15 protein-coding genes and 1 pseudogene are annotated in these 15,207 nt (G+C 71.2%); 8 read left to right on the top strand and 8 right to left on the bottom strand.

The annotated features are described in order from the left end of the window. The coding region (locus tag IEJ02_RS37970; protein ID WP_191068950.1) for a type I polyketide synthase at nt 1-5,241 on the top strand (5,241 nt) is incomplete at its 5' end. A gap of 54 nt (nt 5,242-5,295) precedes the next feature. Here IEJ02_RS37970 and IEJ02_RS37965 read toward each other — a convergent pair. The 3 genes from IEJ02_RS37965 to IEJ02_RS37955 are packed head-to-tail and all read right to left on the bottom strand — an operon-like array spanning nt 5,296 to nt 6,169. Further along, the gene (locus IEJ02_RS37965) at nt 5,296-5,511 is read right to left on the bottom strand and encodes a hypothetical protein (RefSeq protein ID WP_191068949.1); all 216 of its coding nucleotides are present in this window, start codon (nt 5,509-5,511) and stop codon (nt 5,296-5,298) included. After that, on the bottom strand, nt 5,511-5,831 hold the full coding sequence (locus tag IEJ02_RS37960) for a hypothetical protein (RefSeq protein ID WP_191068959.1): 321 nt from the start codon (nt 5,829-5,831) through the stop codon (nt 5,511-5,513). The genes IEJ02_RS37965 and IEJ02_RS37960 overlap by 1 nt, the downstream gene beginning before the upstream one ends. Next, the gene (locus IEJ02_RS37955; protein ID WP_191068948.1) at nt 5,828-6,169 is read right to left on the bottom strand and encodes a hypothetical protein; all 342 of its coding nucleotides are present in this window, start codon (nt 6,167-6,169) and stop codon (nt 5,828-5,830) included. Before IEJ02_RS37955 ends, IEJ02_RS37960 begins: the two co-directional genes overlap by 4 nt. 246 nt (nt 6,170-6,415) lie before the next feature. On the opposite strand from IEJ02_RS37955, the gene IEJ02_RS37950 reads away from it, so the two are divergent. The 4 genes from IEJ02_RS37950 to IEJ02_RS37935 all read left to right on the top strand — a co-directional run bounded on the left by IEJ02_RS37950 (nt 6,416) and on the right by IEJ02_RS37935 (nt 9,244). Next, nucleotides 6,416-7,252, top strand: a complete 837-nt coding sequence (locus IEJ02_RS37950) for a helix-turn-helix domain-containing protein (RefSeq protein ID WP_191068958.1) — start codon at nt 6,416-6,418, stop codon at nt 7,250-7,252. Next, nucleotides 7,249-7,458: a DUF397 domain-containing protein gene (locus tag IEJ02_RS37945; protein WP_191068947.1), complete on the top strand. Its 210-nt coding sequence runs from the start codon at nt 7,249-7,251 to the stop codon at nt 7,456-7,458. The genes IEJ02_RS37950 and IEJ02_RS37945 overlap by 4 nt, the downstream gene beginning before the upstream one ends. A 171-nt stretch (nt 7,459-7,629) precedes the next feature. Next, the gene (locus IEJ02_RS37940) at nt 7,630-8,205 is read left to right on the top strand and encodes a flavoprotein (RefSeq protein ID WP_191068946.1); all 576 of its coding nucleotides are present in this window, start codon (nt 7,630-7,632) and stop codon (nt 8,203-8,205) included. Beyond that, nucleotides 8,186-9,244: an NsdA family TPR-like regulatory protein gene (locus IEJ02_RS37935; RefSeq protein ID WP_223865123.1), complete on the top strand. Its 1,059-nt coding sequence runs from the start codon at nt 8,186-8,188 to the stop codon at nt 9,242-9,244. The genes IEJ02_RS37940 and IEJ02_RS37935 overlap by 20 nt, the downstream gene beginning before the upstream one ends. An 83-nt stretch (nt 9,245-9,327) precedes the next feature. On the opposite strand, the gene IEJ02_RS37930 is transcribed toward IEJ02_RS37935, so the two are convergent. Then, nucleotides 9,328-9,543 carry a hypothetical protein gene (locus tag IEJ02_RS37930; RefSeq protein ID WP_191068945.1) on the bottom strand — a complete coding sequence of 72 codons (216 nt, stop codon included), beginning with the start codon at nt 9,541-9,543 and terminating at the stop codon, nt 9,328-9,330. A 160-nt stretch (nt 9,544-9,703) separates the two neighbouring features. Between IEJ02_RS37930 and IEJ02_RS49310 the strand changes: the two are divergent. Further along, nucleotides 9,704-9,901 (top strand): annotated as a pseudogene (locus tag IEJ02_RS49310) (hypothetical protein); the annotation flags it as partial. After that, nucleotides 9,898-10,107, top strand: coding sequence for a DUF397 domain-containing protein (locus tag IEJ02_RS37925; protein ID WP_191068944.1), 210 nt, complete (start codon nt 9,898-9,900; stop codon nt 10,105-10,107). The pseudogene IEJ02_RS49310 and the gene IEJ02_RS37925, both read left to right, overlap by 4 nt. Before the next feature lie 60 nt (nt 10,108-10,167). On the opposite strand, the gene IEJ02_RS37920 is transcribed toward IEJ02_RS37925, so the two are convergent. Continuing rightward, nucleotides 10,168-10,608, bottom strand: coding sequence for a pyridoxamine 5'-phosphate oxidase family protein (locus IEJ02_RS37920; RefSeq protein WP_191068943.1), 441 nt, complete (start codon nt 10,606-10,608; stop codon nt 10,168-10,170). Between the two features lie 198 nt (nt 10,609-10,806). Here IEJ02_RS37920 and IEJ02_RS37915 point away from each other — a divergent pair, with 198 nt between their 5' ends. Beyond that, nucleotides 10,807-11,403: a TetR/AcrR family transcriptional regulator gene (locus tag IEJ02_RS37915; RefSeq protein ID WP_191068942.1), complete on the top strand. Its 597-nt coding sequence runs from the start codon at nt 10,807-10,809 to the stop codon at nt 11,401-11,403. Between the two features lie 98 nt (nt 11,404-11,501). Here the strand turns inward: IEJ02_RS37915 and IEJ02_RS37910 are convergent, their stop codons facing one another. Genes IEJ02_RS37910 through IEJ02_RS37900 form a run of 3 tightly spaced genes read right to left on the bottom strand, consistent with a single transcriptional unit; the run spans nt 11,502 to nt 15,062 of the window. Continuing rightward, nucleotides 11,502-12,440 carry an ACP S-malonyltransferase gene (locus IEJ02_RS37910; RefSeq protein ID WP_191068941.1) on the bottom strand — a complete coding sequence of 313 codons (939 nt, stop codon included), beginning with the start codon at nt 12,438-12,440 and terminating at the stop codon, nt 11,502-11,504. A gap of 34 nt (nt 12,441-12,474) precedes the next feature. Further along, the gene (locus IEJ02_RS50560) at nt 12,475-14,037 is read right to left on the bottom strand and encodes an ABC transporter permease (protein ID WP_317986021.1); all 1,563 of its coding nucleotides are present in this window, start codon (nt 14,035-14,037) and stop codon (nt 12,475-12,477) included. Further along, on the bottom strand, nt 14,034-15,062 hold the full coding sequence (locus tag IEJ02_RS37900; RefSeq protein WP_137978000.1) for an ABC transporter ATP-binding protein: 1,029 nt from the start codon (nt 15,060-15,062) through the stop codon (nt 14,034-14,036). Before IEJ02_RS37900 ends, IEJ02_RS50560 begins: the two co-directional genes overlap by 4 nt. Nucleotides 15,063-15,207: the final 145 nt, after the last annotated feature.

Below are 15,207 nucleotides of genomic sequence, written 5' to 3'. Positions count from 1 at the left end.
CAGGCGCTGCTCGCCACCTACGGCCAGGAGCACACCGACGACCAGCCGCTCTGGCTCGGCTCGGTGAAGTCCAACTTCGGCCACACCCAGGCCGCCGCCGGTGTCGCCGGGATCATCAAGATGGTCAAGGCCATCGAGCACGGCGTGCTGCCCAGGACCCTGCACGTGGACGAGCCGTCCCCGCACGTGGACTGGACGGCGGGCGCGGTGTCGCTGCTCACCGAGCAGACGGCATGGCCGGAGACCGGCCGTCCGCGCCGGGCCGCGGTGTCCTCGTTCGGCATCAGCGGCACCAACGCGCACACCATCATCGAGCAGGCCCCGGCCGAGCGGCCCACGGCCGCCGACGCCACCGCACCCGAGCCGGGTCCGCTGCCGTGGATCCTCTCCGGCAAGAGCGAGGCGGCGCTGAGCGCCCAGGCCGAGCGGCTGCTGGCCCACCTCGACGCCCACCCGGGCGGCCCGCGCCCGGCCGACGTCGGCTACTCCCTGGCCACCACCCGCGCCGTCCACGACCAGCGCGCGGTGCTCGTCGGCACGGACCGCGAGGACTTCACCCGCGCCCTGACGGCACTCGCCCGGGGCGAGGCGGCGGCCCAGCTGGTCCAGGGCACCGGGACGGCCGGCAAGACGGCGTTCGTGTTCCCGGGGCAGGGGTCGCAGTGGGCCGGTATGGCGGTGGGGCTGATGGACGCCTCGCCCGTCTTCGCGGCCCGTATCCACGAATGCGCCGCCGCGCTCGCGGAGTTCACCGACTGGTCGCTGGTGGAGGTGTTGCGGGGCGCGGAGGGCGCGCCGTCGCTGGAGCGGGTGGACGTCGTCCAGCCGGTGCTGTTCGCGGTGATGGTGTCGCTGGCCGAGCTGTGGCGCTCGCTGGGCGTCGTCCCGTCCGCCGTGGTCGGCCACTCCCAGGGCGAGATCGCCGCCGCGTGCGTGGCCGGAATCCTGTCGCTCCAGGACGCGGCCCGTGTGGTGGCGCTGCGCAGCCAGGCGATCGGCCGGGTGCTGGCGGGCAAGGGCGGCATGGTGTCGGTGGCGCTTCCGGTGGCGGAGGTACGGGAGCGCATTGCCCCCTGGGGCGAGGAGCGGATCTCGGTGGCGGCCGTCAACGGCCCCTCCTCAGCGGTGGTCTCGGGCGAGCCCGAGGCACTGGACGAACTCCTGGCGTCCTGCGAGGCCGATGAGGTGCGGGCGCGCCGGGTTCCGGTGGACTACGCCTCGCACTCCGCCCAGGTGGAACTCCTCCGCGAGGAACTGCTGGAGCTGCTGGCGCCCGTACAGCCGAAGAACGCCCAGGTGCCGTTTCTGTCCACCGTGACGGGGGAGTGGGTCGAGGGCCCCGAGCTGGGCGCCGAGTACTGGTTCACCAACCTCCGTCGCACCGTCGAGCTGGAGGGCGCGATTGGCCGCCTGCTGGACGAGGGCTTCGGGGCGTTCATCGAGTCCAGCGCCCACCCCGTCCTGACGATGGGTGTGCAGGAGACGGCCGAGGACGCGGGCCGGGAGGCCGCCGCGATCGGGTCGCTGCGCCGTGACGAGGGTGGCCTTGACCGCTTCTACACCTCGCTGGGCGAGGCGTGGACGCGGGGCGTGGCCGTGGACTGGGCGGCGGTGTACGAGGGGACGGGCGCGGCCCGCGTCGAGCTGCCCACGTACGCCTTCCAGCACGAGCGCTACTGGATCGATGTGCCGCTCTCGGTGGGCGATGTCGCCTCCGCAGGTCTCGGCGCCGCCGGGCACCCGCTGCTGGGCGCCGCCGTCGAACTGCCCGACTCCGACGGCTTCCTGCTCACCGGGCGGCTCTCCCTCCAGACCCACCCCTGGCTCGCCGACCACGCCGTGTCCGGCACCGTGCTGCTGCCGGGAACGGCCTTCGTGGAACTGGCGATCCGCGCCGGTGACCAGGTCGGCTGCGATCTGCTGGAGGAGCTGACCCTGGAGGAGCCGCTGATCCTGCCCGCCCGGGGCGGGATCCAGCTGCGGCTGACCGTGGGCGCGCCCGACGCGAGCGGCCGCCGGGAGCTGGAGGTCTACTCCCGCCCGGAGCCGGACGCGGACCGGGGCGACGCCTCGGACGAGCCCTGGAGCCGCCACGCCAGTGGCGTACTGGCCTCCGGCGACGCCGCCGACAGCGGGGCGGACCTGTCCGTATGGCCGCCCGCGGGGGCCGTCGCCCTCGACGTGGACGACCTCTACGAGCGGTTCGCGGCGGGCGGCTTCGGCTACGGCCCGGCGTTCCAGGGGCTCGCCGCCGCCTGGCGGCGCGGCGAGGAGGTCTTCGCCGAACTGCGCCTGGACCAGCGGCAGCACCGCGACGCCGCGCTGTTCGGGCTGCACCCGGCGCTGCTGGACGCCGCGCTGCACGGGGTCGCGCTCGGTGACTTCCTGGGCGCCGGTGCCGAGGGCATCCGGCTGCCGTTCTCCTGGAGCGGGGTCACCCTCCACGCGGCGGGCGCCACGGCGCTGCGCGTACGGATCGCCCCGGCCGGACCTGAGGCGGTGGCGCTGACCGTCGCGGACGCGCACGGCGGCGCGGTCGCGTCGGTGGACTCCCTGGTGCTGCGGCGCATCGCCCCGGAGCAGCTGCGCGCGGCCCAGGTGACCTACCACGACTCGCTGTTCCGGCTGGAGTGGGCGCCGGTGCCATCGCCCTCGGCGGCCCCCGCGGCCGTCCGCTGGGCCCTGGTCGGCGAGCAGGCCGCCGCGAGCGGCCGGGACCCCTTCGGGCTCGTGGACGCGCTGGAGTCCATCGGCGCCGAGTGCGCCGTCTACTCCGATCTGACCGAGCTCGCGGCCGTGGTGGCCTCGGGCAGCCCCCGGCCGGATGTCGTCCTGCTCCCGCTCTCCGGCCCCGCCGGTGGCGGTGGCGGCCATCTGGCGGAGGGCGCGCGGCTGGCCACTCACGCGGCGCTGGACACCGCGCGGTCGTGGCTCGCGGAGGATCGCCTCGCCGGGGCGCGGCTGGCGTTCGTCACCCGCAGGGCGGTCGCCACGTCCCCGGACGCCGAGGTGTTCGACCTGCCGCACGCGCCCGTATGGGGGCTGATCCGCACCGCGCAGACCGAGAACCCGGACCGCTTCCTGCTGCTCGACCTGGACGGCGAGGGTGCCTCGGCGGACGCGCTCATGGCGGCCGCGGCCGGCGGTGAGCCGCAGCTCGCCGTCCGCGCGGGCGTCCTCCACGCGCCCCGGCTGGCCCGGGTCGCCGTTCAGGAGGTCGCCGTTCAGGAGGAGGACCGGTCGCCGGAGGGGCTGCCGGAGTTCGACCCGGACGGCACGGTCCTGATCACCGGCGCCACCGGTGTCCTCGGCGGACAGCTCGCCCGCCATCTGGTGGCCGAGCGCGGTGTGCGGCATCTGCTGCTCAACAGCCGCCGCGGCCAGCGTGCCCAGGGGATGCCCGAGCTGGTGGACGAACTGACCGCGCTGGGCGCCCGGGTGAGCGTCGCGGCCTGCGACGTGGCCGACCGCGAGGCGCTGTCGATGCTGCTGGCCGAGGTGGACCCGGCCCATCCGCTCGCCGCCGTCGTCCACACCGCCGGGGTGCTGGACGACGGGCTGCTGCCCGCGCTCACCCCGGAGCGGATCGACACGGTCTTCCGGCCGAAGGTGGACGCGGCGCTCAATCTGCACGAGCTGACCCTGGACCTGGGCCTGAAGGCGTTCGTGGTGTTCTCGTCCGCCGCCGGTACCTTCGGCGCGCCGGGCCAGGCCAACTACGCGGCCGCCAACACCTTCCTGGACGCCTTCGCCGCACACCGCCGCTCCGCCGGGCTGCCCGCGCTCTCGCTGGCCTGGGGTCTGTGGGAGCAGCGCAGCGCGATGACCGGCGGCATGGCGGACGCGGACGTGGCCCGTATGGAGCGCTCCGGGATGGCGCCGCTGTCCTCGCGGGACGGTCTGGAGCTGTTCGACACGGCGTGCTCGGTGGGCGGTGAGGCGGTGCTCGTACCGCTGCACCTGGACATCGCGCCGCTGCGCGAGCAGGCCGCCGAGGGCGCGCTGCCCGCCGTCTTCCGCGGGCTGGTCCGGGCCCCGGCCCGGCGCCGTACGGTCTCCGCCGGGGCGGCCGACACCGGCGGCCCCTCGCTGGCGCGGCGGCTGGCCGGGCTGGCCGAGGCGGAGCGCGAGAAGGCCGTGCTGGACCTGGTCCGCGGCCAGGCCGCGGCGGTCCTCGGCTTCGCGGACGCGGAGGCGGTGGGGGCCACCCGCGGCTTCCTGGAGCAGGGCTTCGACTCGCTGACCGCCGTCGAGCTGCGCAACCGGCTGGGCGCCGCGAGCGGGCTGCGGCTGCCCCCGACGCTGCTGTTCGACCACCCGACGCCCGAGCTGGTCGCCCGGCAGCTGCTCGCGCGACTGGCCGGTGCGGTGGCCGCCGAGGGCGGCGCGGTGCCGGACGCGGCGCGCGACGAGGCGGCGGGCGCGGAGCCGTCGGCCGTGTTCGGCGCGATGATGCGGGAGGCCGGACAGTCCGGCCGGCAGGAGGAGTTCACCAGGCTGCTGATGGATCTCTCGCGCTTCCGGCCCTCGTTCGGACGCGCCGCCGAGCTGGACAGGCCACTCGCACCGGTGCGGCTGTCGCGCGGGGAGAACGGACCGGCGCTGGTGTGCTTCTCGTCGATCCTGTCGATCGGCGGCCCGCACCAGTACGCCCGGTTCGCCGCCGGATTCCGCGGCCACCGGGACGTCCTCGCGCTGGGCAACCCCGGTTTCGTCGCCGGGGAGCGGCTTCCGGCCACCCCGGAGGCGGTGGTCGAGGCACAGGCCGAGGCGGTGCTGCGGGAGACCGACGGGGCGCCGTTCGTGCTGCTGGGCCACTCCTCGGGCGGGCTGCTCGCCCATGAGGTGGCCGCGCGGCTGGAGAGCACCGGGGTCTTCCCGGACGCGGTCGTCCTGCTCGACATCTACTCCCACGACCGGGACGCGGCCGTCGCCCTCCAGCCCGATCTGAGCGCCGGGATGGACGAGCGGAGCGCGGGCCAGGTGCCGGTGGACGACACCCGGCTGCTGGCCATGGGCGCGTACTTCCGGCTGTTCGGGGAGTGGCGGCCCAAGGAGGTCAAGACGCCGACCCTGCTGGTCCGGGCCGGCGACCGGCTCTTCGACTGGTCCCGCGACGGCGACTGGCGGTCGTACTGGCAGCTCCCGCACACCGCGCTCGATGTGCCGGGCAACCACTTCACGATGATGGAGGAACACGCCGCGACGACGGCCCGGGCCGTGGCGGACTGGCTGTCCTGACGGACGGACGGCCTGTTGCCACCCTACAGGGGTGCCAACAGGCCGTCGTCGTGTTCAGAGGAGCCTGAATCGGCCGGGGTTGTTGTGGTCGCGATGGCGGGGGCACTGGCATGGCGGCCACGCTTGTCCCAATGAGTAGGCGTCGCCCTTCTGCCCGTCGAGGACGGTCACCATCGCACGCCGGGTGGTGACGATGCCGTTGTGCGCCACGGTGTAGACGCGCATCGTCATCTTCGGCCGTTCGTCCCGGTCAGGCCGGTTGTCGGCCATCAGCGGTCCTCCCCTCCCGGCACGGGGGCGAGGAGCTGGAGCAGGCTGCGCAGGCTCCGTTTCACCGCGCCGAGGTGGTAGGCCAGTTCTTCGGGCGTGGCATCGGCCAGGTCGAGGGTTTCGGCTCCCGTGAGGGTCTGTCCGGCGACGATCACGACGGCCTGTTCCAGGCCGTCGCGGGTGGGCTTTCCGGCCACGACGCACGCGGGGCACAGGCCCGAACGCGGCTCGGTGGGGAGGTGAGGCCCGAAGTCGCCGGGCTTGGCGCACAGAGCGCACCCGGGGGAGAGGACGGGAGTGGCCCGCCCGCCAGCGGTCACCGGATCACCACCATCCCGTGCGGCGCACACAGCAACTCCACCCGTGGACGGCTCTTGCCCCGCTGTTCGTGCGCGATGGCGTAGGGCCGGACCATGCCCGCCTCGTGGCCGTCCGGCGGACCGGAGATCACCCGGAACTGGAGGGCGGAGGTGTCCCCGTGCGCCGCCGACGCGGCCCCAGCGGGCACGCCGGACACCAGCACCGGGCGTGGCGTCGGCGCGTCCCGGCGCCGCACGGCAGGGCGGCCGTCGGCAGCATCGGCGTCACGGTGACGACCGGACGACGGCAACAGCAGCCGCAGCAGCGCTTCGAAGATCCACGCGATAGCGTGGGCCATACTCATCAACCTCCAAGCGGTTGAGGGTCATGCCCCCGGGCCGGTCGGACGGTCGCGGGGGTCTTGCCTGTGGCCTGTTTCTGTGGGGCCAGGCCCGGCCGGTGCCTGACGAAGCCAGCCGGGGTCGAGCCATGGCCACCGTCCACTCCCCTCCGTAGTGGTGTGACTACCAAGGGGGTTCAGCGTGACCCTCAGCGGGGAATCATTCAACTGGTCAGGCGGGGACAGAAGGATGGTGAAGGCCAGGTGAACCGCAAGGAGTTGCACCCGGACAGCAGTCCGCTGGCTGCCTTCGGGGCACGCCTGCGCAGCTTGCGTGAAGGCCGTGGCTGGACACAGGAAGACCTGGCGGAGCGGACGGAATATTCCAGCGTGCATATTTCGGCCATCGAAACTGCTCGGAAGCCTCCAACTCTTCGGTTCGTACGCAGTACAGACCGCGCCTTCGGGACCGAGGGGACGGCGGATTCGTTCGAGAGCCAGTGGCGCGAGATCCGTCACGGCAGCCTGTTGGAGGGCTTCCCCGAGTACGTGGGGCACGAGGGCCGGGCAGCGGAGATCCGGCTGTACGAAGTGGGCGTCATCCCCGGTCTGCTCCAGACACCGGAGTACGCGACAGCCCTGGCGGAGAGCGCCGTCAAGCGAGGGGCGATCACCGCCGAGCAGGCGCAGGAGCGGGTGGCGCTCGTCGCGGAGCGGCAGGCCGCGCTCGTCCGGACGCGCCCGCCGCTGGTCTTCGTGGTGCTGGACGAAAGCTGTCTCCGTCGGCCCATCGGCGAGCCCGCCGTCATGGACGCCCAGTTCGCCCGGCTGGCCGAGTTCGCCGAGCTGCCGAACACCGTGCTCCAGGTCGCCCCGTTCGACATGGGGACGCGTCGGCCGTTCAATCTGCCGCTGTACATCCTGACGATGCCGGACCGTTCGCTCATGTCCTACGCGGAGTCCGCCCAGCGGGGCCACTTCGAACGGGACAGCAGCTCAGTGGTGCCCATCCTGACGGCCTACCATCAGCTACAGGCCGAAGCGCCTTCTCAGGCTCAGTCTGTAGCCATGATCAGTCAGTTGCGGAAGGGCACCCCATGACGACCGAATCCCCCCGTTGGTTCACGTCCTCGTACAGCGATAACGGCGGCGCCTGCATAGAGGTCGCGGCCAACCTCGTCGCCTCGCGCGGCGTGGTCCCCGTCCGGGACAGCAAGGACCCGCACGGCCCGGCGCTCATGTTCGAGCCGACCGCCTGGTCGTCGTTCGTCTCCGCCGTCAGGCGCGGGGAGCTCCCCACCACCTGACTCAGTCGGCAACCAGCCACCGAAGCGATCGGCCCCCGGACCGGGGGCCGTCGTCGTATCGGCACGCTGCCGCGCCGCCCGCATCCGACGACGCTCTGACCCGCGTCTACTCGGTGCCGGTTCGGCCGAAGGACGCTTGCGGGGGCTCGCCGGCCGTTGTGGACTTCCCGCATGACGGATTCCCGTGTGCTCTACCTGATCGCCTGCGCTGCTCCGCCTGCTCAACGCATCAGAACCGGTATCGAGAAGGCGCAGGCAGCGGGGTGGGATGTGTGCCTGGTACTCACCCCATCGGCCGCTCGGTGGCTTGATGAGGAACTGCCGGAATTGGCCGAACTGACCGGGCACCCGGTGCGCAAGGCGTACAAACTGCCGCAGCAGGCGGACGTATTCCCGCCACCTGACGCTCTTCTCGTGGCCCCGGCCACCTTCAACACGATCAACAAATGGGCGCAGGGCATTGCTGACACGCTCGCGCTCGGACTCGTCACGGAAGCCATCGGGCTGCAACTTCCAGTGGTCGCCCTGCCGTATCTCAACCAGGCACAGGCAGGACATCCGGCCCTGGGGCGCAGCGTTGACTTCCTACGGGCCAATGGCGTCACCGTTCTTCTTGGGGGAGACGGATTCACTCCGCACATCCCCAAGCAGGGCAACGTAGATGCCTACCCGTGGGATGTGGCCTTGGCCGCCCTTAGCCCTCGGCACGGACCCGGTCGAGGTACTCATGACGATCGGAGAGGCTGACGTGCACCGACGCCGGTTCCTGACTGCCTCCGCCTACTCCATGGCCGCCACCGTGCTGCCGCTGGGCTACGTCAAGGAGATGGCCGAACGTACCGCCGCCGCCCGCGGCGGAGCCGTCATCGGCGCCGCGGAGGTCAGCGCGGTGCGTGACATGGTGGGGCTGTTCGCCGAGATGGACAAACGCCGCGGCGGCCAGCACGGACGGGCCGCGTTCGTGCAGTACCTCATCACCGACATCGCGCCACTGTGCCAGGCCCGCTTCCACAACGACGACCTGCGCCGCCAGATGCTCTCCGTCGCCTCCTCCGCCGCCCACCTGGCGGGCTGGAAGGCATACGACTCCGGAGAGCAGGGCCTGGCGCAGCGGTACTACATGCAGTCCTTCGCCCTGGCGTTGGAGTCCGGCGAACCCGGCCAGGACGGGTTCGTGATGCGCACCATGTCTCAGCAGGGCATGAAACTGCACCGCCCCGAACACTGCCTCGATCTAGCCGCGAGCGGCCTCGCCCGTGCCCACGACCAGGTCCCGGCCCCCGCCCGGGCGCTGTTCCACGTCACCCACGCCCACGCCTTGGCCAAGACCGGTCAACGCCGCCAGGCCGTCGCCGAGATCGAAGCCGCCCGCACCGCCCTGGACACAGGCCGCGGCGACCAGGTCCCGTTCTGGGCCCTGGCCTGGGGCCCGCCGGAGGCGACCGTCGTCTCCCACACCGCCAAGGTCCTCGAAGACCTCGGCGATCACCGGCGTGCCAGCCAGTACTACGCCCACGCCGCCGCCTCCCGCCCAGCCGGTACCTACGCCCGCATCGTCGCCCTGGATCTGGTCGCCGCCGCCGAGTCCCAGCTCAAGCAGGGCAGCGTCGAAGAGGCATGCACCACCTGGAGCCGGGCGATGGACCGCATGGACGGCGTGGCCTCCGCCCGCACCCGTAAGGCGGTACGGAACATACGCCGCAACCTCGCCCCCTACCGTAGTCGCGGGCTGCGATGCGCCGCCGACCTGGATGAACGCGCCACCAGCTTCCTCACCCGCGTCTGACCGACAGCGGGCCGTCGGCACCCGTTCATCTTCTGTGATGGGGGCTCGCTGCCCAGTCTCCGGGCTGAGCGGATCAAAGAGTCTCAGAGCCGCATCAAGCGGTCGGGGTTGTTGTGGTCGCGATGGCGGGGACACTGGCACGGTGGCCACGCCTGCCCCAATGAGTATGTGTCGCTCTGCTTCCCGTCGAGGACGGTCACCATCGCGCGTCGGGTGGTGACGATCCCGTTGTGCGCCATGGTGTAGACGCGCATCGTCATCTTCGGCCGTTCGTCCCGGTCGGGCTGGTTGTCGGCCATCAGCGGTCCTCCCCTCCCGCTACGGGGGCAAGGAGTTGGAGCAGGCTGCGCAGGCTCCGCTTCACCGCGCCGAGATGGTAGGTCAGTTCTTCGGGTGTGGAGTTGGCCAGGTCGAGTGTTTCGGCTCCCGTGAGGGTGGCCCGAAGTCGCCGGGGGCGGCAATCTGCCGCTCTACATCCTGACGATGCCGGACCGTTCGCTCATGTCCTACGCGGAGTCCGCCCAGCGGGGCCACTTCGAACGGGACAGCAGCTCAGTGGTGCCCGTACTGACGACCTACCATCAGCTACAGGCCGAAGCGCCTTCTCAGGCTCAGTCTGTAGCCATGATCAGCCAGTTGCGGAAGGGCGCCCCATGACGACCGAATCCCCCCGTTGGTTCACGTCCTCGTACAGTGACAACGGCGGCGCCTGTATAGAGGTCGCCGCCAACCTCGTCGCCTCGCGCGGCGTGGTCCCCGTCCGTGACAGCAAGGATCCGCACGGCCCGGCGCTCATGTTCGAGCCGACGGCCTGGTCGTCGTTCGTCTCCGCCGTCAGGCGCGGGGAGTTCCCCACCACCTGACCCCTCCGGCAACCAGCCACCGAAGCGAACGGCCCCCGGACCGGGGGCCGTCGTCGCGTATCAGGACAGTTCGTCGGTCAGATCGCTGAAGTCGGCGGTGTTCCAGCGTTCCGGGCGCATGGTGACGACGACGTTGGCGCTCTGGTGCGGGGTGGCCTTGACGTACGCGATCGCGGCTTCCTCCGGCAGGTAGTGCCGCGCCCTCGCCAGCCGTTCCTCTTCGGTGACCGGGCGGATGCCGGTGACCGGGCCCTCGGCGGTCACGTACCGGGTGGTGGCCGGGTCCTGCACGCACAGCGCGAACCGGCCGGCGGCCTCGATCAGCTTCGCCTTGCGGGAATTCGGCGGGGTCTCCACGGTGACCTCGCCACCGGGGGTGTAGCGGTGCCAGATCGGGGTGGTGAGCGGCGCGCGGCCGGGTTCGGCGGCCACGCTCAGCACACCGATGATGGGTTCGGCGAGCAGGGCCTCGCGCTCGGCGGGCGGGATCTTGCTGACCATGACGGCTCCTTAAGTCCAAAGTCGAGCAGCGCTTCCGGCTGGTAGAGGTCAAGGTCGCTTGGCCGCATGGAGGACGTTATGTTGGACATGTCACTCCCTTGCGACGAGTCGTTGCACTCGAGTGCAGAAGGGCTGTAAGAGGGAGGCTTGCACTCGGGTGCAGATGGTGTCAAGCATCGGGAAGGGGCGGGGGCGACGGTGACCGCAACCGAACAGGGCGCAGCGGACCGACGCGCTCCGGCTACCAGCGACCTCCTCTACGAGGCCGCGGCGGCCTTGTTCGTGGAGCGTGGCTACGAGGACACCACGATGGCGGACATCGCCGAGCGGGCAGGCACCTCGCGCCGCACCGCGTTCAACCACTTCCCCAGCAAGGGCGACATCCCGATGCTGTGGACTCGGCGGATGGCGGACCGCGCCGTGGAGGTGATCACCGAGTCCACGGAGGAAGTGGTGCCGGAACGGATCCGCGCCTACTTCCGGCTGATCAGCCGGATGGTGGAGGCGGAGCCGGAGCTGAGTAGGCAGATGATGCTGGGCTGGACCGCGGCGATCGGCCCCATCCGTTACGAATCACAGCTTCTGGCCGACCTGACACCTCTGCTCAGAGACGGCCAGGAACGCGGACAGGTCGATCCGGGGGTAGACGTCGCCGAGGCCGCGCGCGCCCTCAGCGACGTCTACATAGGGGTGATCTTCCGCTGGGTCCGGGACCAGGGCACGTCCCGGACACTGCGGACCATGGCGGACAGCGCGATCGACCTCGTCCTGTCGGCCATCCGGCCGCACGCCTGACCACCACGTCCGTCATCCGGTGACGTCACCGGATGACGTCATCCGGTGACCGCCGGGTCACCGGATCCCGCGGGATTGCCGCTCGTGTTACGCCGTCATCAGCGCTTACGAGGGGGCCGCGAGCGCTTGCCCGGGCCCACCGTCACCACCTCGAAGTTGGACTTGGTGCGGTCCAGTCGGTGGAAGAGGTTGTCCGGTCCGGTGATGTACATCTTCGACACCCCGGCGCCCTTCAGCGTGTCCACCACCTTGGGCCAGTGGATCGGCAGGTCGAAGGTGTCCAGCAGCATCGTGCGCAGCTCGTCGGCCGTGGTCACGACGGTGCCGTCCTGGTCGGTGACCACGGGCAGCTTCGGGTCGAGGATGTCGTACTTGGGCAGGATCTCCTCGGCGGCCCGGCGCCGCAGCTCCGCGAACGCGGGCGCGTGCACCGCCGGGACCATGGTGTACATGGAGTAGCCGCCGGCCTGGCTGATCGCCTTCTTGAACCACTCCAGCTCCGGCTCGCGCAGCGACACCATGAAGAAGCCGTCGTCGAGATAGCCGGAGTAGTCGTACCACTCACCGCGCTCGCCGAGCTCGGCCAGGATCTCCGACAGCTTCTCCCGCGGAGTGCGGACGAAGGTGTGGGTGACCGCGTCCTGGTACTCCTCGGCGAAGTACGCGTGCTCACAGCGGGCCAGCTCCGCGGTGAGCCGCACCACCTCGGGGAACGGCAGCGAGCTGACGTAGGCCGCGGCCGCCTTCTGCCCGAAGCTGGGGCCCACGCACAGGTCGGGGACCAGACCGTGCTCCTGCTCCGCCCGGTCCGCCGAGGCCATCGAGTTCACCAGGAAGGCGATCTGGGTGGCCTCGGAGTAGTCGTCCTCGGAATCGCGGAGCCGGTCGAAGACCGAGTAGCCCAGCGCCTCGTCGGCCTCGGCGAGCCGCTTCCGGGCGAACGGGTCGAGCGTGAGGAACCTGCCCACCTCGGAGAAGCCGGAGGGTCCCATGCCCGGGAAAACGATGGCTGTCTTCGTCTGCTCGGATGCCGTCATGGTGTGGTGCCTTACTCTCAAGTCCTGCCGTGGCTCAGTCCTGCGCCCGGCGGTTGAAGCCCCGGATGCCGATCGTCCCGAAGACCAGGATGGCCGCGCCGATGGCCGAGAAGCAGATCCACAGCGGGATCGACTCCGGCGTCTTCGGTCCGGGGGTCAGCAGCAGTCCGCGCATCGCCTCGGTGACGTAGGTCAGCGGGTTGAAGGTGCACAGCACCTGGAACCAGCGGACGGTCTCCAGGCTCCGCCACGGGAACTGCGTGGCCCCGGTGAACATGATCGGGGTCAGCGTCATGGCGAAGACGATGGAGATGTGACGCGCGGGCGCCAGGGTGCCCAGGGTGAGGCCGACGCAGCCGCCGACGAGTCCGCCGAGGCTGAGGATGCCCAGCGTCACCGGCATCTTGTCCAGCGGCCAGGAGACGTCGTCCAGCAGCGCCAGGCCGATCGGGATCATGACCAGCGAGCCGATCAGACCGCGCATCGCGCCGAAGACCGCCTTCTCCACCGCCACCAGGCCGACCGGGATGGGCGAGAGCAATCGGTCCTCGATCTCCTTGGTCCAGGAGAAGTCGATGGCCAGTGGCAGCGCGGTGTTCTGCAGGGCGACCAGGAAGCTGTTGAGCGCCACCACACCGGGCAGCAGCACCTGCTGGAAGCCGGGCTGGGTGAAGCCGATCTCGCCGAGCACCTTGCCGAAGACGAACAGCATGAAGAACGGTTCCACGATGACCTGGCCCAGGAAGGGGCCCATCTCGCGGCCGGTGACGAAGATGTCGCGCCACAGGATGAAGAAGAACGTCCGCCACCGGTTGGCGCGGCGCCGGTGCCGCCCGCCACGGCGCTTGCCATCGGGCAGGTCGAGCTCGAGTTCGGGCTCCGGCTCGGGCTCCACGAGGGGCGAACGGGCGTCGGCCGCCGCGATGATCGCGTTCAGCGCGGCCTTGGCGTCCTGCGCGGCCTGGGAGGCCGACGGGGCCGGGATCGGCTTGATGACCAGCGTCAGGGTGTCCCCGATGTCCCCGCTGCCGTGCGGGGCACCCATGCCCCTGGCCTCGTGGTGCCGGTGCTCGTGCGGCCGGTGCTCGTGCGGCCGGCTCTCGTGCGGCCGGTGCTCATGCGGTCGGCTCTCGTGGTGCCGGGGGTCGTGCGGCCTGCTCTCGTGCTTGACCGGCGCGTTCGGGGTGGCCTTCTGGACCTCGGCGCCCGGACGCGGGGCCTCGGGACCGGGACGCGGGGCGGACGGCTTGGACCGTACGAGCACGGTCCGGGTGTCCTCGAAGCCGTCGTCCTCGGCGGACCTGGTGTCGACGCTCCGCGAATCGGCATTCCGCGGATCGGCGTTCCGGGGATCGGCGTTCCGCGGATCGGCGGGCCCGGTCCCGTCCGGCCTGGCGCCGGGGGCCCTGGCGCCGGGGTTCCTGGGGTCGGCGGGCCTGCCTGTCGCGGAGGCGCGCTCACCGCCCCGGCCGGCGCCGGAACCGTGGCCGCCGCCCTGGTGCGGGGGCGTCGCCGCGCCGGTCGCGGGGTTCCCCTCCGCGGCCTTGCCGCCGGGGGTCCCGTCCGTCGATGACGTGGGTCGTGAGGAGGAGCTCACCGCATCTCCTTCCCCGTCAGGTCGACAAAGACGTCTTCCAGGCTCGCCTTGCTCACATTCAGGTCCTTGATTTCGCACTCGGTGTCGGTCAGGGCCTTGATGACCGTGGGCAGGAGGACGGAGGACGGCGCGTTGCTGTAGACCTTCATCCGGAAGGTGCCGTCGTTGACGGCCGGGGCCCCGCCCTGCATGAGGGCGGCCATGTCGTCCTCGGCCTGGAGCACCTCGACCCGCTCGGCGACCCCGAGGCCCTGCACCATGTGGACCACGCCGTTCATGCCGGAGTACGGCGGGCGCACCGTGACGGTCAGCGCGGTGTTGCTCATCCGGCTGGTCAGCGCCTCGGGGGTGTCCAGAGCGAGCAGCTTGCCGTGGTCGACGATGCCGATCCGGTCACAGAGCTTGGACGCTTCCTCCATGTCGTGGGTGGTGATCACCACCGTGACGCCACGGGTCTTCAGTTCGGCGACCCGGTCGCGGACGAAGATCTGCGACTGCGGGTCGAGGCCGGTGGCCGGCTCGTCCAGGAACAGCACCCGGGGGCGGTGCATCAGGGCCCGCGCGATCATCACGCGCTGGGCCTGACCACCGGAGACCTGATCCGCCCGGGCCTTGGCGTGGTCGGAGAGGCCGACCCAGTCCAGGCTCTCGTCCGCGAGGCGGTTGCGCTCCGAGCGCGAGAGTCCGTGGTAGCCGGCGTGGAAGGTCAGGTTCTGGCGGATCGTCAGGGACCGGTCCAGGTTGTTGCGCTGCGGCACGACGGCGAAGGACTGCCGGGCCACCGCCGGCCTGGCCACCACGTCGACGCCCTGGACGAAGGCACGTCCGCCGCTGGGAGCGACACGGGTGGTCAGAATGCCGATGGTGGTGGTCTTACCCGCTCCGTTGGGCCCGAGGAAGCCGAAGACCTCACCGTGCCTGACGGTGAAGCTGAGATTGTCGACAGCCGGAACGGGCCGGCCGGGGTACTTCTTGATCAAGCCGTCGACAACGACGGCGAAATCAATAGGACGTGTTGTGTTCATCGCTGTCGTCGCACCGATTTAATTGGCTTGAGGAGACCATTACTTTCCACATGTTTAACACGACAGCTTGACTCCTGGCCCCTAACTGCCGCCAGATTAGGGGGTGGTGGCACGGGTGAGGGGGCCTTAGGGGGCGCCCACCTGT

The organism is Streptomyces sp. 5-10 (assembly GCF_014712245.1).
GTDB classification, from domain to species: domain Bacteria; phylum Actinomycetota; class Actinomycetes; order Streptomycetales; family Streptomycetaceae; genus Streptomyces; species Streptomyces violaceusniger.
Note: the sequence above shows the minus strand (reverse complement) of the source record. Positions and strands in the feature narration are given on the sequence as shown.